The organism is Pseudomonas azadiae (assembly GCF_019145355.1).
GTDB classification, from domain to species: Bacteria; Pseudomonadota; Gammaproteobacteria; order Pseudomonadales; family Pseudomonadaceae; genus Aquipseudomonas; species Aquipseudomonas azadiae.
The window spans coordinates 3,403,042-3,423,909 of the sequence record NZ_JAHSTY010000001.1; the positions used below are offsets into that span (position 1 = coordinate 3,403,042).

General features: G+C 61.1%; 12 protein-coding genes and 1 pseudogene. 6 read left to right on the forward strand and 7 right to left on the reverse strand.

What is annotated here, in order from left to right:
* Positions 1–89 precede the first annotated feature (89 nt).
* On the forward strand, positions 90–386 hold the full coding sequence (locus KVG91_RS15485) for a type II toxin-antitoxin system HigB family toxin (protein WP_169375946.1): 297 nt from the start codon (positions 90–92) through the stop codon (positions 384–386).
* Positions 383–784 carry a helix-turn-helix domain-containing protein gene (locus tag KVG91_RS15490; RefSeq protein WP_169375947.1) on the forward strand — a complete coding sequence of 134 codons (402 nt, stop codon included), beginning with the start codon at positions 383–385 and terminating at the stop codon, positions 782–784. Before KVG91_RS15485 ends, KVG91_RS15490 begins: the two co-directional genes overlap by 4 nt.
* 3 nt (positions 785–787) lie before the next feature.
* Here the strand turns inward: KVG91_RS15490 and selO are convergent, their stop codons facing one another.
* The 5 genes and pseudogenes from selO to KVG91_RS28010 all read right to left on the reverse strand — a co-directional run.
* Complete coding sequence (gene selO / locus KVG91_RS15495) at positions 788–2,251, reverse strand: protein adenylyltransferase SelO (protein WP_169375948.1); 1,464 nt, start codon at positions 2,249–2,251, stop codon at positions 788–790.
* Between the two features lie 50 nt (positions 2,252–2,301).
* The gene (gene mscK, locus KVG91_RS15500) at positions 2,302–5,688 is read right to left on the reverse strand and encodes a mechanosensitive channel MscK (protein WP_169375949.1); all 3,387 of its coding nucleotides are present in this window, start codon (positions 5,686–5,688) and stop codon (positions 2,302–2,304) included.
* Between the two features lie 49 nt (positions 5,689–5,737).
* Positions 5,738–7,480: a potassium/proton antiporter gene (locus KVG91_RS15505; RefSeq protein ID WP_169375950.1), complete on the reverse strand. Its 1,743-nt coding sequence runs from the start codon at positions 7,478–7,480 to the stop codon at positions 5,738–5,740.
* Positions 7,481–7,738: 258 nt separating this feature from the next.
* Positions 7,739–8,611, reverse strand: coding sequence for a methyl-accepting chemotaxis protein (locus tag KVG91_RS28005; protein ID WP_370694346.1), 873 nt, complete (start codon positions 8,609–8,611; stop codon positions 7,739–7,741).
* Positions 8,594–9,403, reverse strand: a pseudogene (locus KVG91_RS28010) (MCP four helix bundle domain-containing protein); the annotation flags it as partial. The pseudogene KVG91_RS28010 and the gene KVG91_RS28005, both read right to left, overlap by 18 nt.
* Positions 9,404–9,641: 238 nt before the next feature.
* Between KVG91_RS28010 and KVG91_RS15515 the strand changes: the two are divergent.
* Positions 9,642–9,872: a hypothetical protein gene (locus tag KVG91_RS15515; RefSeq protein WP_169374420.1), complete on the forward strand. Its 231-nt coding sequence runs from the start codon at positions 9,642–9,644 to the stop codon at positions 9,870–9,872.
* A complete protein-coding gene (locus tag KVG91_RS15520; protein WP_076951787.1) occupies positions 9,869–10,162 on the forward strand; it encodes a cell division protein ZapA in 294 nt (97 codons plus the stop codon). Before KVG91_RS15515 ends, KVG91_RS15520 begins: the two co-directional genes overlap by 4 nt.
* 4 nt (positions 10,163–10,166) lie before the next feature.
* Here the strand turns inward: KVG91_RS15520 and KVG91_RS15525 are convergent, their stop codons facing one another.
* Entirely contained in the window at positions 10,167–11,969 is a 1,803-nt protein-coding gene (locus tag KVG91_RS15525; protein WP_169374421.1) for an acyl-CoA dehydrogenase, read from the reverse strand.
* Positions 11,970–12,765: 796 nt separating this feature from the next.
* Positions 12,766–16,719, reverse strand: coding sequence for a trifunctional transcriptional regulator/proline dehydrogenase/L-glutamate gamma-semialdehyde dehydrogenase (gene putA / locus KVG91_RS15530; RefSeq protein ID WP_169376332.1), 3,954 nt, complete (start codon positions 16,717–16,719; stop codon positions 12,766–12,768).
* A gap of 459 nt (positions 16,720–17,178) precedes the next feature.
* Here putA and putP point away from each other — a divergent pair, with 459 nt between their 5' ends.
* Positions 17,179–18,663 (forward strand): sodium/proline symporter PutP, encoded by a 1,485-nt coding sequence (putP, locus tag KVG91_RS15535; RefSeq protein ID WP_169376331.1) that lies wholly within the window; start codon positions 17,179–17,181, stop codon positions 18,661–18,663.
* 203 nt (positions 18,664–18,866) lie between these two features.
* Positions 18,867–20,867, forward strand: coding sequence for a type VI secretion system Vgr family protein (locus KVG91_RS15540; RefSeq protein ID WP_169376330.1), 2,001 nt, complete (start codon positions 18,867–18,869; stop codon positions 20,865–20,867).
* Position 20,868 lies beyond the last annotated feature (1 nt).

The window sequence follows — 20,868 nt, forward strand, 5'->3', positions numbered from 1 at the left end:
TGCGCCATCGGTCTGTTAACGACTATAGCAAATTGCGATAGTTCGAATTCGGGTTTAACCTTCATAGCAAGATGCGATAAGGATGTTGCATGCGAGTGATCAGCGAGAAAAGGATCTGGGAAGCAAAGGAAAAGTGGCCGCGTTCGGCAACAGCGTTGGACCAGTGGTATCGCGTAATGAAGCGAAACTACCCCAAAGACTTCGCCGCAATGAAAACCATGTTTCCCGCAACGGATAAGGTCGGGGAGTTCCACGTATTCGATATCGGAGGCAATAAACTGAGGTTGATTGCTAACGTGGAGTATCGGGCACAGCGCGTTTATATCAAGCACCTGCTTGACCACCGCGATTATGAGAAAGACAAATGGAAGGAAAAAATCAGATGAGCGCGCTTATGCGAGTCGCTGCCGAACACTGGCAATTCGTTTCGCCAGTGCTGCGCAAGCCAGAGAACGAGGCTGACTACGATGCTCTCGTGTGTGGTTTGGATGAGTTGTTAAGCCTGATGGGTGAAGATGAGGACAGTCCGCTGATGAGCCTGGTGGACATTATCAGTGACTGGATCGAAGCCTACGATCATGAGCATCGCCCCATGCCCGTGGCCAGTGGTGTCGATGTGCTGCGCTACATGATGCGTGAACATAATCTCACTCAGAGCGACCTGCCGGGCGTTGGTGCCCAATCGGTCGTCTCTGAGGTTTTGAGCGGAAAGCGCCAACTCAATATACGGCAAATTCGGTGGCTGGCTGAACGCTTCGGCGTTTCGGTAGAGACCTTTATCTGAGGCTTACGACGAACAACTAATCTCCAAATGCTTGCCCCAATCCGGCGGCCGTTGCGCGTATTGCTCCATCCCCGCTTGTTCCTCGAACGGTTTGCTCAGCACCTGATGCAGCCGCCGCACTTCGCTGTAATCCCCTGATTCAGCCGCAGTGATGGCGTTCTGCGCCAAGTAGTTGCGCAAGATATACAGCGGGTTCACCGCGTGCATCCGCTCACTGCGCTGTTCCTCGCTGTAATCCCCGTCCCGTTCAACGCGGGCCTTGTACAGCTCGGCCCAGGTATCAAAGCCTGCCAGGTCGACAAAATCATCGCGCAGCTTCGCTACTGCCAGTGCCGCCGGTTCATCCCCCAGGCGGCGGAAGAACAATGTGTAATCCACGCCGCTGTTCTGCATCAGCTTCAACAGCCGCTCCACCAGCTTCTGGTCGTCGTCCTCGGCGCTGGTCAACCCCAGTCGTCGGCGCATCAAATCCAGATAATTCGCCTGATACAGCGGCAGGTACAGGCCCAGCGCTTCCGTCAGGGCCTCAACGCTGATAAACGGCGTCAGCGCCTGCGCCAGCGCGCTGAGGTTCCACTGCCCGATCGGCACCTGGTTGCTGAAGGAGTAACGCCCTTCATGGTCCGAGTGGTTGCAGATGAAGTGCGCGTCAAAGTCATCCAGAAACGCAAACGGCCCGAAGTCGAAGGTGATGCCCAGGATCGACATGTTGTCGGTGTTCATCACGCCGTGGCAAAAGCCATACGCCTGCCATTTGGCGATCAGTTCGGCATTGCGCTCCACGATTGCGCGGAACATCGCCAGGTAGGGCTCGGGCTGTTCCTGGCACTCGGGGTAGTGCAGTGAAAGCACGTGTTCAGCCAGCGCCTTCTGCTGCTCGGGTTTCTTGGTGTAGTAGAAATACTCGAAATGCCCGAAGCGAATATGGCTGTGGGCCATGCGCAACACCATTGCGCCGCGTTCCTGCTTCTCGCGCCACACCGGGGTGTCGGAGCCGATGACGCACAACGCGCGGCTGCTGGGGATGCCCAGCGCATGCAGTGCTTCTGAGGCCAGAAATTCGCGGATCGAAGAGCGCAGCACCGCGCGGCCATCGCCCATGCGTGAATAAGGCGTCTGCCCGGCGCCCTTGAGGTGCAGGTCCCAGTGTTCGCCGGCCTGGTTATACACCTCACCCAGCAACAACCCACGGCCGTCGCCCAATTGCGGGTTGTAGCCGCCGAATTGATGGCCGGAATAGACCATCGCCCGTGGTTCTGCCTCGGCCCACAGCTTGTGGCCACCGAATATTTCGGCAAACAGCGGTGTTTCGGCCACGGCCGGGTCAAGGTCGAGCAACGCCATGGCGGCGTTGCTGGCAACCACCAGGCGCGGATTGTCGAGGGGTTCTGGCAGTACGTGGGTTGAGAACGCGTCACCCAAACGGGCGAAGCGGTTGTCGAAAATCAGTTCGTCGAGGGCTTTCACCGGCCACCTCCAGCGGGATGCCCCCAGCCGTTTTGCTGGGGGTAAGTGCGTTAGTCGAGTTTGCTCGGTGGGGGTTCCGGCGCATCTTCGACTTTACCGGCAGGCGGCTCTGGCGCGTCCTGTTCGGGCGCGGGCGCGGCGACGATGGTCTTGCGCTCGTCTTCCACCGGCACCAGCTTGTACTCCTGGCCGTGCATGTTCTTGAGGTACACCTCCATCTGTCGGAACGAGATATTGATGTGCTGCTTCTTGAACTCACGGTTGATGTAGCGGTTGACCTCGTCCAGCACCGGGTTACGGTCGCCCAGGTCGCGCACGTGCATGCGCAGTTCGTGGTCGAGGGTGCTTTCGCCGAAGTTGAGGAAATACACCAGTGGCTCGGGTTCCTTCAATACCCGAGGGTTTTCCCTGGCAGCCTTGAGCAGCAATTCCTTCACCAGATCCAGATCGGAGCCATAGTCCACGCCCAACTTGAGGGTGACCCGGGTGACCGTGTCGGTCAGCGACCAGTTGATCAGTTGCCCGGTAATGAACGTCTTGTTCGGGACGATGATGTCCTTGCGATCAAAATCGGTGATCGTGGTGGCACGGATGCGGATCTTGCTCACGGTACCCGACAGGTTGCCGATGGTGATGGTGTCGCCGATACGCACCGGGCGTTCGAACAGGATCATGATGCCGGAGATAAAGTTGGCGAAGATCTCCTGCATGCCGAAGCCCAGGCCCACCGACAGCGCCGCCACCAGCCATTGCAACTTGTCCCAGCTCACGCCGAGGGTGGACAGGGTCGAGACAAAGCCGACGCCGGCGATCACATAGGACAGCAACGTGGTGGTTGCGTAGGCGCTGCCCTGGGCCAGCTCCAGCTTGGACAGCACCAACACTTCGAGCAGGCCCGGCAGGTTGCGCGCCAGCGCGAAGGTAATGCCGATGATGATCAGCGCACCGAGGAAATCGCCGATGCTGATCGGCACCATGCTGACGTTTGCACCGGTACCGCTGGTGTATTCGTACAGGGTGACGTTATCCAGGTAGGAAAATACCGAGATCAGGTCGGACCACACCCAGTACAGCGCCGCGATGAAGCCGCCGAGCAAGGCCAGGCGGATCAGGCGCAAGGATTGTTCGTTGATCTTTTCGATGTCCAGGGTCGGTTCTTCGACCACCGCTTCGCCTTCGCCGGCTTCCTTGGCGGCCTGGCGCTTGGCCAGTGCCCGGGCATAGGCCAGGCGCCGCGCGGCGACGCTCAGCCAGCGCACGAAGGTGGCTTCGATAACCAGCCAGAACATCAGCAGATACAACGTGTTGATCAGCCTGTCGCTGAGCTTGAGCGCGGTGTAGTAATAACCAAACAGCACTGCGATAAACAACGCGATCGGCAGCGCAGTAAACAGCAGGCCTATCGCCTTGCGAAACAGCGAGGCTTTTTCGTGGGTCGGGCTGTTGAGCAGCAGACGACCCAGCAGCCAGGCCATCAGCGCGTAGCACGTGAGTACAACGCCAATCCCCAGCACATCGTCGGCCAGTGCCGCCGGCTGATGCTCGGCGATGGCCACTACCGCCACCAGGGCCAGTACGACCAACCCCAGCTTGCGCACCCAGCCTTGCAGGAATTCGACCTGGGGTTTTTCCCAGCGGAAATGCAACTCCGCCACGCCACCCGGCGCCAGGATGCGGTAAGCGGTGTAGAACACCAGCCAGGCCTGGGCGATCTGCAACAGGGCGGCGCCCAGGTTGGCGTTCTGCCCACGGGCGTCGATCTGCAGTGCATAGCCGCACAGTGCCAAGGCCAGGGATACCGGCATCGCCAGCAGGATATTGATCAGGATGGCCTGCGGTGTATGCCATTGGCTGTCGCGCTTGAAATGGCCAATGTCCAAGTGGACCTTGTTCAAGCGCTGGTACAGGGCTTTGCGCCGCCACAGCAGGGCGCCGATCAACAGCAACAGCGGCAGGAACAGCAGCGGGCGCTGGGTCAGGCCGTCATACAGTTCGCTGACGCTTGAGGCCCAGGGCAGGGTGGTGATCTGCTTGCTCAGGTGCGCCGGGACCGTTTCCAGCCACTCGGTGTCCAGCGGCTTGTTACTGGGGATCCAGAACATCTGCTCATCCAGCGTCGCGCGCAGGGTCGTGGCGGTGCTGAGCAATTGTTTCTGGTTCAGTTGCAAGGTGATGGATTCGTTAAGCAGCGCACTCAGCTCACGGCTCAGGCGCTCCAGCAAGTCGCTGCGGGTGATCGCAAGTTCGAGCAAGGTGCGGCGCAGTTGCGGGGTGACGTCTTCCGGCGCCTGGTTTGCCAGCAGGTTATCCACATAGGCGCTGGGGGAGCTGATCAGCTCGCGCTGCTGGTTGACCTCGAACTGGTACAGGCGAATGTTGGCGATGTCGTCCGCCAGGTCGCGGTCCACTGTCAGGCGCGGCAAGGCCTGCTTCTGTTTGTAGAGGATCTTGGACAGCAACAGGCTGCCCTTGAGCACGTTGATTTGCTCGTCCAGGGCCGAATCGCTCTGGGTCACGGTGTCCAGTTGCTGCTTGGTCTGCAGGTTTTTCTGGGTCAGGTCGTTGAGGCGGTCGGTGCTTTTGAGCAGGTAATCGGACAGCTTGAGGTTTTCCGCGCTTTCCGTGGCCAGCAGGCTGCTGCCCCCGGCTTTCTGCGCTTCGATGGACTGCTGGGTCACGGTCTGCTGGGACTGGGCCAGGCGCTTCTGGTTGATCAGGGTTTGCAGGTCCTGGATCTCTTGCTCCAGACGCGCGGTTTTTTCCTGGATCAGGTCGTGCTGGCTATTGCCGAGGTCTTGCAGTTGGCTGTTGCCGGCCAGTTCCTGGCGGCGTAGCGGTATCAGCGCGTTCAGGGCCGCGAGTTCGGCGTTCAGTTGGTTGCGTTGGTCAACGCTGAGGGTTTTGCCATTGTCCTTGCCAGCCTTGAGCGTCGAGTTGATCTGCAGGATGCGCGTCTGGCTGCTGCTGATTTCGGTCTGGGCGCGCTCGGGGCGAGTCTGCGCGGCGATGGTCAGGCTGTTGGCTTCGGCCAGTGCCTTTTGCAGGTCGCCTTGCTGGGTGGAGCGCTGCACCAGCAGTTGCTCGAGCTGCGGCACTGGCAGGGTGGCGTAGCGTTGGGCGACCGGAATGACTTTGGTTGCCTTGAGCCGCACCAACTCGCGCTGGTTTTCGGTGGTCTGGCGCGGGGCGTCTTCCAGTTGGCGCTTGAGGTCGGTCAGGCGCTGTTCGTAGTCTTGCTTATTGCCCAGATAGGTCAGGGTCTGTTGCAGGATGGCCTGCAGCGCCTTCATGTCCGCGTCGGGCAGCTTGCGGTCGGGCAGCTTGTCCAGGGTTTGCTGGATGGCGTCGGCGCTGGGCGGGTCGGCGGCGTGAACGGTGCCGATGCAAAGGGTCAGGCCCAGCAGGGCAGTGGCGAGAAAAGTGCGCAGGGTTGGCATAGAGACCGGTCTTGCAAGGTGAAGAATCGGGGCATCGTTGCCCCGCAGTTTAGAGGAAGAGTCCGGGGCCCGGGCGACTTCCTTCGGGGAATCTGACGCCGACTTTGCCGATCTTGTTCCCGTCCATGACCGCGACGGTCCAGATGGTGTTGTTCCATTCCACCTGGTCGCCGACGATAGGGGCGCCGCCGACTTTCTGGGTGATGAAACTGCTCAGCGGCATGTCCGGGTCGATGCCATCGAGCTTGAGGCCATACAGGGCGGAAACCGCGCCCAGCTGGGCGTCGCCTTCCAGCACGAAGTCGCCGAAGAAGCGCAGGTCCAGACCGCGTTGCGGCGCCTGGCTGAAGAGTTTACCCAGGGCCGGCAGGTTGTGTTCATGGCCGATCACGCAGAGCAGATCACCGACTTCCAGCACCGTACTACCCGACGGATGGAGCAGTTGCTGGCCACGGAACAGGGCGGCGATCCGCGTGCCCTCAGGCATTTTCAGCTCGCGCAGCGCGGCGCCGATGCACCATTTTTCAGCGCCCAGGCGGTAGACGAACAGCTCCCATTCACTGGTGACGTGTACTTCGAGGGCGGCGCGCGAGATCGGCGCCGGGTCCGGCGGCACGGTGACTTTGAGCAGCTTGGCCACCCACGGCAGGCTGGTGCCCTGCACCAGCAGCGAGACCAGCACGATAAAGAACGCCAGGTTGAAGTACAGCTGCGCGTGGGGCAGGCCAGCCATCAGCGGGAACACCGCGAGGATGATCGGGACCGCGCCGCGCAGGCCGACCCAGGCGATAAAAGCCTTTTCGCGGTCATGGAACGCCTTGAACGGCAGCAGGCCGACCATCACCGACAGCGGCCGCGCGAACAGGATCATCCACAGCGCCAGGCCCAGGGCCGGCAGGGCGATCGGCAGCAAGTCATGGGGCGTGACCAGCAGGCCCAGCACCAGGAACATGCCGATCTGTGCCAGCCAGGCCATGCCGTCGAGCATGTGCAAGATGCCATGGCGGCTGCGCACCGGGCGGTTGCCGATCACCAGGCCGCACAGGTACACGGCGAGGAAGCCGCTGCCGTGCAGGGCGTTGGTCAGGGCGAAGACGAACAGGCCGCCGGCGATCACCAGGATCGGGTACAGGCCGTTCGCCAGGTTGATCCGGTTGACCATCTGCAGCATCAGCCAGCCGCCGCCGAGGCCGACGATACCGCCGATGCCGAATTCGCGGATCAGATGGGTCAGCAGGCTCCAGTGCAGGCCGGTCTCGCCGCTGGCGAGCATGTCGATCAGGGTGACCGTGAGAAACACCGCCATCGGGTCGTTGCTGCCGGACTCGATTTCCAGGCTGGCGGAGACCCGTTCGTTCAGGCCCTTGCCGCCGAGCAGCGAAAACACCGCCGCGGCGTCCGTCGAGCCGACAATCGCGCCGATCAATAAGCCTTGGATGATATTGAGGTCAAACAGCCAGGCCGCGGCCATGCCAGTGAGGCCGGTGGTGATCAGCACCCCGACCGTGGCCAGCGACAACGCCGGCCACAGCGCTACGCGGAAACTGGCCACCCGTGTGCGCAACCCGCCGTCGAGCAGGATCACCGCCAGGGCGAGGTTGCCCACCAGGTAGGCGGTCGGGTAGTTGTCGAAGATGATGCCGCCGCCATCGACGCCGGCGATCATGCCCACGGCCAGGATGATCACCAGAATCGGAATGCCTAAGCGGGACGAAAGAGAACTCACCAGAATGCTCGCACTCACCAGCAACGCGCCGATCAAGAACAGGCTGTTGATGGTCGTCGCATTCAAAGGCAGTACTCCATGGGCAAACAAGACGGGGCGCAAACTGACCATGCAGTCTGCGTGCCAGCGATTCTAACCTGTTGAATTGCTGCGCTGTCAAAAAGCTTTTTCTGATTCGCGCATAACTAAATGTGGCAGCGGGCTTGTGTGGGAGCTGGCTTGCCTGCGATGGCATCACCTCGGTTTTCCAGGTGGACCGAGGTGATGCCATCGCAGGCAAGCCAGCTCCCACAGGGGGCCGGCGTCGGTTTGGCAGGCTTTATTTCAAAGGCGGAAGCGACCGACCATCCCATTCAAATCCACCGCCAGGCGCGACAGTTCACTGCTCGCCGCGCTGGTCTGGCTGGCGCCAGTGGCCGATTGCACCGACAGGTCGCGGATATTCACCAGGTTGCGGTCCACTTCCCGCGCGACCTGAGCCTGCTCTTCCGCCGCGCTGGCAATTACCAGGTTGCGCTCGTTGATCTCGACGATCGCCGTATTGATCGTGTCCAGCGACATCCCCGCGCCTTTGGCGATATTCAGCGTCGATTCCGCGCGTTCAGTGCTGTTGCGCATCGAATCCACCGCATGTTCGGTCCCGGCCTGGATGCTGCCGATCATCCGCTCGATCTCGCTGGTCGACTGCTGGGTGCGATGAGCCAGAGCCCGCACTTCGTCGGCGACCACGGCGAAGCCGCGGCCGGCTTCACCGGCGCGTGCCGCTTCGATCGCGGCGTTCAGGGCCAGCAGGTTAGTCTGGTCGGCCAGGCCGCGAATCACGTCCAGCACCTTGCCGATATCGCGCGACTCGTTGGCCAGGTCGCCAATCAGCGTGGCGGTAGCCTGTACGTCGCCGCTCATGCGTTCGATGGCGCTGACGGTCTCCTGCACCAAGTCGCGGCCATCACCGGCGGACGTGGTGGCGTTGCGCGAGGCTTCAGAGGTGCTGACCGCATTACGTGCAACTTCTTCGACGGCACTGGTCATCTCGTTGACGGCCGTGGCAGCTTGTTCGATCTCGTTGTTTTGCTGGGTCAGGCCACGCGCGCTTTCGTCGGTGACGGCGTTGAGCTCTTCAGCCGCGGACGCCAACTGGGTGGCCGAGCCGGCAATCCGCTGCAGGGTGTCACGCAATTTGTCCTGCATCTTGGCCATGGCGGCCAGCAGGCGCCCGGCTTCGTCGTTGCCGTCGACCTTGATCGGGCGCGTCAGGTTGCCTTCGGCCACTTCTTCGGCAGCTTCCAGTGCCTGGGAAATCGGCAAGGTAATGCTGCGGGTCAGCAGCCAGGCGAACAGCAGGGTCAGCAGCGTGGCGATCACCAAAAGGCTCACGACCATGTTGAAGGCCATGTCGTATTGGTCCTCGGCTTCCTTGTTGGTGGCCAGGGCCATCTCGTTATTGATGTCCAGCAGGCGTGTGAGCACGGCGTTGACTTGTTCGGAGTTGCTGAGCAATTCGGTGTTGAGCAGGCTGCGCAGCTCGTCCACCTGGTTGGCCCGTGACAGGCTCTTCATGCGCTCTTCGATCTGGTGGTACTGGCCGAGCAGGCGCACGTATTCGTCGTAGGCCGAGCGTTCTTCGTGGCTCTCGATCAGTTTTTCGTAGATGCCTTGGGCGGTACGAATCTGTTGGTTGCGCAGTTCAAAGGCTTCCAGGGTTTTTTCCTGGACCAGCGGCTCACGGTTGGTCAGCAGGCGGTACGACAGCACCCGCAGGCGCAGGGTCAGCTGGGTGAACTCATCAAGCGCGCGGATGCTCGGCACACTGGACAGGGTGATGTCTTCGGTGGCAGCACGGATCTTGCTCATCTGGTTCAGGGCGAACACGCCGAGAAACAACATCAACGCGCCGATAAACGCGAAGCCAAGGAAGGCCCTCGGAGCGATATTCATATTACGAAGCGACATGCGGGAAATCCTGAGGGGAAGCGCGATCCGTGCGGCCATGAAACAGGGTGTCCCTCTCTATCGGACCTGCGACTAAAGTCTAAAGGGAGGTGTGCGTTTTTGTCGCATCTGACGAGGGGTCTGGCCGATTCAGGAACCAGATCGGGTAAATGCAGTCACTAAGGCTCGAAAGTGCGGCCCGGCCCTTAAAAATCGGGCTGCGCGCCGGGGATAACCCTGGCATCCGAGGTGAATTTTCTTTATCGTCACCGCCCTTTGAAAAGCCCGAGAAATCAAAATGTTAGAAGCATCTCTCAGCCAACTGGAACAACTGGTCAGCGATCTGGTACAGCAAAACCAGGATCTACTGGGCACCAACGAATCCCTCAAGGCAGAACTGGCCCGCGTCAAGGATGAGAACGACAGCCTGCAACTGAACCTGATGGAGCAGGAAGAAAAGCACGGCGCCACCGCCGCCCGTATCCAGGCGCTGGTTGAGCGCGTAAGTGCAGGTCCTGTCAGCGCATGAGCGAAGGGATAAAGGTCGTTTCGATTCTCGGGGAGGATTACTCGATCAAGGCACCGGCCGGGGAAGACAAGACCCTGATGCACGCCGTGACAATGCTCAAGGCGTCGCTTGCCACCACCAAGAAAAAGTACCCGACCCTGATCGGTGACAAATTACTGGTGCTGGCGGCGCTGAACCTGTGCGCCGAGCAGATCGAAATGCAACAGGCTCATCAGCAGGAACTCGACCGTTACCAAGAGCAAGTCAGCGCCACGGTCGATGTCATCTCCAAGGCGATTGGCCAGCCCTGAGGGCTTAGAACCACTCGTCCTGCATACCGAGGCACGTATCATCGCGTGCTTCGAGAATGGCCAGTTCATGATGGCAGCTCGGGACTTCCCAGGTCAGGAAGTACCGGGCGGCCTGGAGCTTGCCTTTATAGAAGGCCACATCCGCCGCGTTGCCGCCGGCCAGCCCTTCTTCGGCGCGGATCGCCTGTTCCAGCCAGCGCCAGCCAATCACCGTGTGCCCGAACACCTTCAGGTACAGCGCCGAATTCGCCAGGCTGCTGTTGACCTTGCCTTGGGCGAGGTCCGTCAGCAGGCCGATAGTCACGCTTTGCAGACGGTTGACCAACTGTTCCAGCGGCTCCCTTAGCAGGGTGAGGCTTGGGTGTGTCTGCGCACGGGCACCGGTTTCGGCCATCAGTCTGATTAATTGCTTCAAGCCCGCACCACCGTTCTGCCCCAGTTTGCGCCCCAACAAATCCAGGGACTGGATGCCGTGGGTGCCTTCATGAATCGGGTTCAAGCGGTTATCGCGGTAATACTGCTCTACCGGGTATTCACGGGTATAGCCGTGGCCGCCGAGAATCTGGATCGCCAGTTCGTTGGCCTTGAGGCAGAACTCCGACGGCCAGGATTTGACGATGGGCGTCAGCAGGTCCAGCAGTTCGTGGGCGTTCTTGCGCTCGTCCTCGGTGGGCAACGTGGTGGTGTCGTCGAACAGCCGCGCGGCGTAGAGGCCTAGGTCGAAGGCGCCTTCGACGTAGGCTTTTTGCGTCAGCAGCATGCGCTTGATGTCAGCGTGCTGGATGATCGAGACCGGCGCCGTTGCAGGGTCTTTGCTGTCGGGCAAGCGGCCTTGCGGGCGTTCGCGGGCGTACGCCAGCGAGTAAAGGTAACCGGCGTAACCGAGCATCACCGCGCCCATCCCCACGCCGATGCGCGCCTCGTTCATCATCTGGAACATGCAGCTCAACCCCTGGTGCGGCTTGCCCACCAGGTAGCCGACGCAGTGGCCGTTATCGCCAAAATTGAGCGCGGTGGAGGTAGTCCCGCGCCAGCCCATCTTGTGGAACAGGCCTGCCAGCAACACGTCGTTGCGGTCGCCCAGGCTGCCATCGTCATTGACCAGGAACTTGGGCACGATAAACAGCGAAATGCCCTTCACCCCAGCCGGCGCATCCGGCAGCTTGGCCAGCACCATGTGCACGATGTTTTCCGACAGCGGGTGGTCGCCGCCGGAGATAAAGATTTTGTTGCCCTTGAGTCGATAGCTGCCGTCAGCCGCAGGCTCTGCGCGGGTACGAATATCCGACAGCGAGGAGCCGGCATGGGGTTCGGTCAGGGCCATGGTGCCGAAGAAGCGGCCGTCGATCATCGGCTGCAGGAAGCGTTGTTTCTGCTCCTCTGTGCCGAAACTTTCAATGAGGTTGGCGGCGCCCATGGTCAGGAACGGGTAGGACGTGGAGGCGGCATTGGCGGATTGAAAGTGGGCAAAGCAGGCTTGGGACAGCAGCGTCGGCAGTTGCATGCCGCCGGCTTCAAAGCTACGGGCTGCGTTGAGGAAGCCGGCCTCGAGGAAGGCATCCACGGCCGGTTTCACTTCGGGAATCAGGATGGCCTGGCCATCCTCAAAGCGCGGCTCGTTTTCGTCGTTCTTGCGGTTGTGAGGCGCAAAGTACTTCTCGGCGATATTCCGCGCTGTGCTGATGGCGGCATCGAAGGTTTCGCGATTGTGTTCGGCAAACCGCTCGCGCTGGGTCAGGCCCTCGGCATCGAGGACTTCGTACAGCTCGAAAGCCAGATTGCGGGAACTGAGCAGCGTCTCGGACATGGCGGCTTACCTATGTGGGAATAGGGCCGAGTCTAAGTGCGCAAATGGGGAGTGGATAGCAAGATTGATTTGGGTGATGGAGAGGCAGAACGAACACGGTCCATGTGGGAGCTGGCTTGCCTGCGATAGGCATGGGTATCTACACAACTTTCAACGGTGTGTGGCGAGGAGCTTGCTTGGCGGCCTTCGGGCCGACCGTTTTTTTGGGTTTGACCGAGTACATATCCGTTGCTGCGGTAACGGCGGCTTAGGGTTCCGCCCTTACGGCGGGTCACTTTTTGAAGAGCGCAAAAAGTAACCCAAAACGCTTCGCCCCACCACTCGGTGCCTCGCCTAGGCTCGGCATGCCCGTAATCCGACATTGATTTGGGGGGGGGCGCCGCCACGCGCCATCCATGGCGCGGGGCGGCTAAACCGGCGTCCTGCCGGTTTACCCCCCCAAATCAATATCGAATTACGGCCAGCGTGGTTGACGGGGCGCCCCAGATCAAGATCAAAAACAAAGCGCGGCGGCCTTAGAGCCGACCGGTATTCATGTTGAACTCGGTTCAAAAATGTGGGAGCTGTCGAGCCCCAGCGAGGCTGCGAAGGCGGCGGCACTGCTGGCATTTTTTTCGCCTGACCCACCGCTTTCGCAGCCTCGCTAAAGCTCGACAGCTCCCACAGGGAGATTGGTCAACTGAAAGTTGTGTAGATACCCATGCTGCGATGAGGCCGTGTCAGTCGACATCTCTGTCGCTGACCCACCGCTATCGCAGGCAAGCCAGCTCCCACAGGGTTTACCGCGTTTTGTCAGTTAACCGATGGTCATCAGGCTGGCGTTGCCACCCGCCGCAGCGGTGTTAACGCTCAACGCACGCTCGATCACCAGGCGCTCCAGCGCAATCGCCGTCTCGCCCTGCGACAAACCATGCACTCCGACAATCGCGCCGCCACGCTGGGCCACTTGCTGGCACACCGCACGCAGTTGGTCGGAATCACCGTGATGCAGGACTGCGTCGAACACCACCTCGTCCTTGGTCCAGTCGGCCACGCGCTTGATCTTCGCCTGAATGTCCTTCGGCAGGCGTGTGAACAAGGCCTTGGTCGGCTCGGTTTCCGGCCATACCGCCGAACCGCCCACCGCCAGTACCGCCGCCAGTTGCGACAGCAGATCACCTTCCACTTCCGCCAGGCACAGCACGTGCTCGCGGGGCAGGATGGCGTAGCTGTTGCGCTCGCCGGTCGGGCCGGCCAGTTGGCGGGTGATACCGCTTTGGGACTGTGCGGCGAACTGGCTGCACAGGGCGCTCAGTTCGCTGAACTGATTGCTGTCGGCCCAGGCTTTGAGGGCGGTCAGCGGTTGGCTCATGGCGTCGCGCAGGCGCACATCCGGTGCGGCCAATGCGTCGCCGCGTACGAAGGATTGCTCGATCGCATCGGTAGGACGAGTCGACAGCAGGCGGTACAAGTACAGCGGGCCACCGGCTTTCGGGCCAGTACCCGACAGGCCTTCGCCGCCGAACGGTTGTACGCCGACCACGGCACCGACAATGTTGCGGTTCACATAGACGTTACCGGCGTTGACATTGTCGATCACCTTGGCGATGGTCTCGTCGATGCGGGTATGCACGCCCAGGGTCAGGCCGTAGCCGGACGCGTTGATCTGGCCGATCAACTGGTCGATCTCCTTGCGCTTGTAACGCACCACGTGCAGCACCGGGCCAAAGATCTCGCGTTGCAGTTCGTCGAAGCTTTCCAGTTCGATCAGGGTTGGCATCACGAAGGTGCCGCGCTTGATCTCTTCGCCATCAGCGATAGCCACTTGATAAACAGCGCGGCCTTTGTCGCGCATGGCCTGAATGTGCTTCTCGATGCCCGCTTTGGCTTCGGCGTCGATTACCGGGCCGATGTCCACCGACAGGCGCTCGGGGTTGCCCAGGCGGCATTCCGCCATGGCGCCCTTGAGCATTTCGATCACGCGGTCAGCGGAATCTTCCTGCAGGCACAGTACGCGCAACGCCGAGCAACGCTGGCCGGCGCTGTCGAAGGCCGAGGACACCACGTCGATGACCACTTGTTCGGTCAGCGCCGAGGAGTCGACGATCATCGCGTTCTGGCCGCCGGTTTCGGCGATCAGCGGGATCGGACGGCCCTGAGCATCCAGGCGGCCGGCGACATTGCGCTGCAGCAGGCGCGCCACTTCGGTGGAACCGGTGAACATCACGCCCTTGACGCGTTCATCACCCACCAGGCGCGCGCCGACGCTTTCGCCCTGGCCCGGCAGCAATTGCAGCACGCCTTCCGGAATGCCGGCTTCGAGCAGGATGCGCACGGCTTGCGCGGCGACCAGCGGGGTCTGCTCGGCAGGCTTGGCCAGTACCGGGTTACCGGCGGCCAGCGCGGCGGCAACTTGGCCGCTGAAAATCGCCAGCGGGAAGTTCCACGGGCTGATGCACACCACCGGGCCCAGCGGGCGGTGGGCGTCATTGGTGAAATCGTTGCGAGCCTGAACCGCGTAGTAGCGCAGGAAGTCCACAGCCTCGCGCACTTCGGCGATGGCGTTGGCGAAGGTCTTGCCGGCCTCGCGAGCCAGCAGGCCCATCAGCGGCTGAATCTCGCCTTCCATCAGGTCCGCGGCGCGCTCCAGGATCGCGGCGCGCTCGGCCGGCGGGGTGGCCTGCCAGATCGGGCCAGCGTTGATGGCGCATTGAATGGCGTTGTCGACGTCTTCGACCGTGGCTTCCTGCACATGGCCGACCACATCACGCAAATCGGACGGGTTCAGTACCGGTGCCGCCGTTTCATTGCTGGAGGCGCAACCGAGCATCGGTGCAGCCTTCCAGTCGGTGTGCGCGGTCGCCAGCAGGGCGCAGGACAGCGACGCCAGGCGGTGTTCGTTGGCCAGGTCGATACCGGCCGAGTTGGCGCGGTCGCTGCCATATAGGTCACGCGGCAATGGAATACGCGGGTGCGGCAGGCCGAAGCCGCCTTCCTGCGTGGCCATTTGTTCGATGTTGGCCACTGGGTCGGCCACCAACTCCTGAATCGAGATGGTGTGGTCGGCGATGCGGTTGACGAACGAGGTGTTCGCGCCGTTTTCCAGCAGGCGACGCACCAGGTAAGCCAGCAATGTTTCGTGGGTGCCGACCGGCGCGTACACACGGCACGGACGGTTCAGCTTGCCCTCGGAAACCTTGCCGACAACCTGCTCGTACAGCGGTTCGCCCATGCCGTGCAGGCACTGGAATTCGTACTGGCCGGGGTAATAGTTTTGACCGGCGATATGGTAGATGGCTGACAGCGTGTGGGCGTTGTGCGTGGCGAACTGCGGATAGATGGCTTCCGGCACCGACAGCAGTTTGCGTGCACAAGCGATGTAGGAAACGTCGGTGTACACCTTGCGGGTATACACCGGGTAGCCTTCCAGGCCTTCGACTTGGGCGCGCTTGATTTCGCTGTCCCAGTACGCGCCTTTCACCAGGCGGATCATCAGGCGATGGCGGCTGCGGCGTGCCAGGTCGATCACGTAGTCGATCACATACGGGCAACGCTTCTGGTAGGCCTGGATCACGAAACCGATACCGTTCCAGCCGGTCAGTTGCGGCTCGAAGCACAGGCGTTCGAGCAGGTCCAGCGACAGCTCCAGGCGGTCGGCTTCTTCGGCGTCGATGTTCAGGCCAATGTCGTAGTGCTTGGCCAGCAGGGTCAGCGACAACAGGCGCGGATACAACTCATCCATTACCCGCTCGTACTGCGCACGGCTGTAACGCGGGTGCAATGCCGACAGCTTGATGGAGATACCCGGGCCTTCATAGATCCCACGGCCGTGGGAGGCTTTGCCGATCGAGTGAATGGCCTGTTCGTACGAAGCCAGGTACTTCTGCGCATCGTGTTCAGTCAGCGCCGCTTCCCCGAGCATGTCGTAGGAATAGCGGAAACCCTTGGCTTCGAACTTGCTCGCATTGGCCAGGGCTTCGGCGATGGTTTCGCCGGTGACGAACTGCTCGCCCATCAGGCGCATGGCCATGTCGACGCCCTTGCGGATCATCGGCTCGCCGCTTTTGCCGATGATGCGGCTCAGGGACGAGGTCAAGCCTGCTTCGTTGTGCGTGGCGACCAGTTTGCCGGTCAGCAGCAGGCCCCAGGTGGCGGCGTTGACGAACAGCGACGGGCTGTTGCCCAGGTGCGGGTGCCAGTTGCCGGTGCTGATCTTGTCGCGGATCAGCGCGTCGCGGGTGCCTTTGTCCGGGATGCGCAACAGCGCTTCGGCCAGGCACATCAGCGCCACGCCTTCCTGGGACGACAAGGAAAATTCCTGCAGCAGGCCCTGAACGATACCGGCACGGCCGCCGGCACTCTTCTGGTTACGCAGTTTTTCGGCTATCGAAGCCGCCAGCTTGTTGGTGGCTTCGGCCATCGCTGCCGGCAGGCGCGCCTGCTCGATCAGCATCGGCACCACTTCCGGTTCGGGGCGGCGGTAAGCGGCGGTGATCGAGGCGCGCAAGACGGACTGCGGCAGGATACTTTCGGCAAATTCGAGGAAGCACTGGTGGGCGTGGTCGGTCTGGACTTCGCCAGCGTCGTCAGCGCTATTGCTGCTCAGGCCATTGAGTTCGGTCAGGGTTGCACCACCCTCCAGTTTCTCCAGGTAATTGAAGATCGCTTGTTTGATCAGCCAGTGCGGCGTGCGATCAATGGAGGTCGCGGCGGCCTTGAGGCGCTCGCGGGTCGGGTCGTCAAGTTTGACCCCAAGGGTGGTCGTAGCCATTTTGTTATCCTCATGGGTGCCACTACCGAGTGGCATCAGCTGGCGCCAAGATTAGCTTTGCGCATGCAGAGGTGCAACCGGGTGCAACCCATTTTCTTCAGGAATTTTTCGACCGTGATCGGGAAAAAAATACATCGTAGGTCGATTCCGCTTCCGCTTGGTGCATTTGCTTCTGACCTTAGCTGTTCTTGCTCCGAAAAGGAGCAAAAACGGGGCGTTTTCCGTGTTTTACAACAAGGTGCAACTTATTCTCACGAAACTGGTTGCACCTTATTTGCTTTGTTGAATAGCATTCGCGCCCAAGGTGCAACCGCTCGACGAGCCGGTTCATCGGCTGGCGGCTTTCCTGGGGAAACGTCAGTCATAAATGCGCGGCATGCAGCTACGTCTTCCTACTTGCAGTAGGTGGCCGTCTGACACACCGCCGCTACATAAAAACAAAGCCAGGGCGTCACTCTTATGAGCGTTAGTAATCCAACCCTGATCACGTTCGTGATCTACATCGCAGCAATGGTGCTGATCGGCTTCATGGCCTATCGCTCCACCAACAACCTTTCCGATTACATCCTGGGCGGTCGCAGCCTCGGTAGCGTGGTGACAGCCTTGTCGGCGGGCGCTTCCGATATGAGTGGCTGGTTGCTGATGGGCCTGCCCGGCGCGATCTACATGTCCGGTTTGTCGGAAAGCTGGATTGCCATCGGCCTGATCGTCGGTGCCTACCTCAACTGGCTGTTCGTCGCCGGTCGCCTGCGGGTACAGACCGAGCACAACGGTGACGCACTGACGCTGCCGGATTACTTCTCCAGCCGTTTCGAAGATAAAAGCGGCCTGCTGCGGATCATCTCCGCTGTCGTGATCCTGGTGTTCTTCACCATCTACTGCGCTTCCGGCATCGTTGCCGGCGCCCGCCTGTTCGAAAGCACCTTCGGCATGTCCTACGAGACGGCATTGTGGGCCGGTGCCGCAGCGACCATTGCCTACACCTTCGTGGGTGGTTTCCTGGCGGTGAGCTGGACAGACACCGTACAAGCCACGCTGATGATCTTCGCGCTTATCCTCACGCCGATCATCGTGCTGCTGGCCACCGGTGGCGTCGACACCACCTTCCTGGCCATTGAAGCCAAGGACCCGACCAACTTCGACATGCTTAAGAACACCACCTTCATCGGCATCATCTCACTGATGGGCTGGGGCCTGGGTTACTTCGGCCAGCCGCACATCCTCGCGCGTTTCATGGCCGCCGATTCGGTGAAGTCGATCGCCAAGGCGCGTCGCATCTCCATGACCTGGATGATCCTGTGCCTGGGCGGCACCGTGGCGGTGGGCTTCTTTGGTATCGCCTACTTCTCGGCGCATCCTGAAGTGGCCGGTGCAGTGACCGAAAACCCTGAGCGCGTGTTTATCGAACTGGCAAAAATCCTGTTCAACCCATGGATTGCCGGCATCTTGCTGTCGGCCATTCTTGCCGCCGTCATGAGCACCCTGAGTTGCCAACTGCTGGTGTGCTCCAGCGCGCTGACCGAAGACTTCTACAAGACCTTCCTGCGCAAAAACGCCTCCCAGCTCGAGCTGGTGTGGGTCGGTCGCCTGATGGTGCTACTGGTCGCCCTGATCGCCATCGCCATGGCCGCCAACCCGGAAAACCGCGTACTGGGCCTGGTGAGCTACGCCTGGGCCGGTTTCGGCGCCGCGTTCGGCCCTGTGGTGCTGATCTCGGTGATCTGGAAACACATGACCCGCAACGGCGCGCTGGCCGGCATCCTGGTCGGCGCGATCACGGTGATCGTGTGGAAACACTTCGAGCTGTTGGGCTTGTACGAGATCATCCCAGGCTTCATCTTCGCCAGCCTGGCGATCTACTTCGTGAGCAAGATGGGCGCACCGACGGCGGGTATGGTCGAGCGCTTTGATGCGGCAGAAAAAGACTACAACCTTAATAAGTAATTCGGCGGGCGTTAAGCGCCCCACGAATTGAAAAAAGGCTCGCGTCCTACGGATTTCGGGCCTTTTTTGCGTGTGTGCTTTGCGCCGGTCTGAAGAAAAGTCGGACGTGTGCCTGTAGGGCTTTACTGTTTTTCCGCAGGCGTGCTCGGCAGGGCGCAACGCTGATGCAGAATCTGCCACCCACCCTCGCAGAGAAACACCGGATGTTCGCTCCTGCCAATCAAAGTGCCTTTACCCTGACCCTTGACGGGGAGCCCAGTGAACTCAAGGTGTTCGAGTTCACGGGTATTGAATCCATCAGTCAGCCCTACCGTTTTGATCTGGAGCTGGTCGCCGAGCGGCCCGACCTGGATCTGGAAAGCCTGCTGCATCGCCCGGTCTACCTTGGGTTTGATGATCGCGGCCATGGCGTCCATGGTCTGGTCTATCGGGTAGCGCAGGGCGATTCCGGGCGGCGGCTGACGCGCTATCAGATCAGCCTGGTGCCGCAGCTGGCGTATCTGGCGCACAGCAGCCACCAGCGAATCTTTCAACACCAGACGGTGCCGCAGATTATCGCGCAGGTGCTGGAAGGGCAGGGCATTCACAGTGATCGCTTCGAGTTCCGGCTGAGCGGCACTTACCCCGAGCGTGAATACTGCGTGCAGTTTGGCGAGACGGACCTGGCGTTCATCCAGCGACTTTGCGCAGAACTGGGCATTCATTATCACTTTCAGCATTCGGCCCAAGGGCATGGGCTGGTATTCGGCGATGACCAGACGGTCTTTGCCCAGGCGGATCAGCCGACTCCCTATACCCCAGGCTCCGGGATGGTGGCGCAAACCCCGGCGATCAAGCGGTTTGCGGTGCAGGTGCAAGCCCGCACCACGGCGCTGAACCTGCGCGATTACGATTTTTGCAAACCGCGCCTGTCGCTGGAAAGTGCGGTCTCCGGCGAGCAGCTTCCCAAGCTCGACGTGCAGGATTACCCCGGCCGCTTCAGCGATCGCGCCCATGGCAAATACCTTGCGCAGCGTGGCCTGGAGCGTCGCCGCAGTGACTATCGCGTCGCGCATGGCAACGGGGATGAGCCTGCTTTGGCCAGCGGCCGATTCCTCAAACTGGCCGGTCACCCACGCGAAAACTGGAACGATCTGTGGCTGGTGACGCAGGTGACCCATGAGGGCAAGCAGCCCCAGGTGCTGGAAGAGCTTGTCACCGACGTGGCGGGCGGGGATTTTCGCCAGGGGTATCGCAACGAATTTACCGCTACGCCCTGGGATGTGATCTTTCGTCCTGCCTTGGCCGAGCAACCTCGGCCGACCATTGCCGGCTATCAGAACGCAGTGGTCACCGGCCCCGCCGACAGCGAAATCCATTGTGATGAATATGGCCGGGTCAAAGTGCAGTTGGCGTGGGATCGCACTGGGCAACATGACGAACATTCCAGCTGTTGGCTGCGGGTTGCCAGTGCCTGGGCGCATGATCGCTATGGTGCGGTATTGATCCCACGGGTTGGCATGGAAGTGCTGGTGGGGTTCGTCAATGGCGACATGGACATGCCGCTGGTAATGGGCTGCCTGGCCAACGCCGCCACACAGGTGCCCCTTGATCTTCCGGCGGACAAGACCCGCAGCATCTTGCGCAGCCAGAGCAGCCCCGGTGGTGGCGGTTACAACGAACTGCGCATCGAAGATCGCAAGGGCGCCGAGGAAATCTACCTGCGTGCCCAGCGGGATTGGACGCAGCATGTGCTGCATGACCACCGCGTGACAGTGGGCGGTGAATCGCACCACGAACTGCAAGGCGAAGAACAGCGCATCACCCATGGCAATCGCCTGATTGATCTCAAGCAGGACGATCACCTTGCGGTCGGCGGCTCGCAGCACGTGCGCGCCGGGCAAGCTATCCGGATTGGGGCAGGGCAAAGCGTCGTCATCGATGCGGGGGCGACGGTCACGATTCAGGCCGGCGGGCAGTCGATCACAGTGTCTGCGGGCGGTATTTTCAGCAGTGTGCCCATCCAGCTCGGTAGCTCGCCCGTTGCCGCGTCCGCGCCGTTGCTTCCTGGAGCGAAGACGACGTTACTGGCCGTGCTTGCTGCACCGCTGAGCCGCGTGCAAGTCGCCAGCCTGAAGCGCAGCGCACCGTTTTGCGAAGAGTGTGAGCGCTGCAGGAGCGGCCAGTGCGATCTTCCCCGGCACAGCCATGCGATCCAACCTTGAA

What these genes read in the sequence shown, in the direction of transcription:
- KVG91_RS15525 (WP_169374421.1), bottom strand. Translation starts at nt 11,969, where the DNA reads ATGTCCGAGACGCTGCTCAGTTCCCGCAATCTGGCTTTCGAGCTGTAC.
- putP (WP_169376331.1), top strand. Translation starts at nt 17,179, where the DNA reads ATGAGCGTTAGTAATCCAACCCTGATCACGTTCGTGATCTACATCGCA.
- KVG91_RS15520 (WP_076951787.1), top strand. Translation starts at nt 9,869, where the DNA reads ATGAGCGAAGGGATAAAGGTCGTTTCGATTCTCGGGGAGGATTACTCG.
- mscK (WP_169375949.1), bottom strand. Translation starts at nt 5,688, where the DNA reads ATGCCAACCCTGCGCACTTTTCTCGCCACTGCCCTGCTGGGCCTGACC.
- KVG91_RS15540 (WP_169376330.1), top strand. Translation starts at nt 18,867, where the DNA reads ATGTTCGCTCCTGCCAATCAAAGTGCCTTTACCCTGACCCTTGACGGG.
- KVG91_RS15485 (WP_169375946.1), top strand. Translation starts at nt 90, where the DNA reads ATGCGAGTGATCAGCGAGAAAAGGATCTGGGAAGCAAAGGAAAAGTGG.
- KVG91_RS15490 (WP_169375947.1), top strand. Translation starts at nt 383, where the DNA reads ATGAGCGCGCTTATGCGAGTCGCTGCCGAACACTGGCAATTCGTTTCG.
- putA (WP_169376332.1), bottom strand. Translation starts at nt 16,719, where the DNA reads ATGGCTACGACCACCCTTGGGGTCAAACTTGACGACCCGACCCGCGAG.
- KVG91_RS15515 (WP_169374420.1), top strand. Translation starts at nt 9,642, where the DNA reads ATGTTAGAAGCATCTCTCAGCCAACTGGAACAACTGGTCAGCGATCTG.
- KVG91_RS28005 (WP_370694346.1), bottom strand. Translation starts at nt 8,611, where the DNA reads ATGGCCAAGATGCAGGACAAATTGCGTGACACCCTGCAGCGGATTGCC.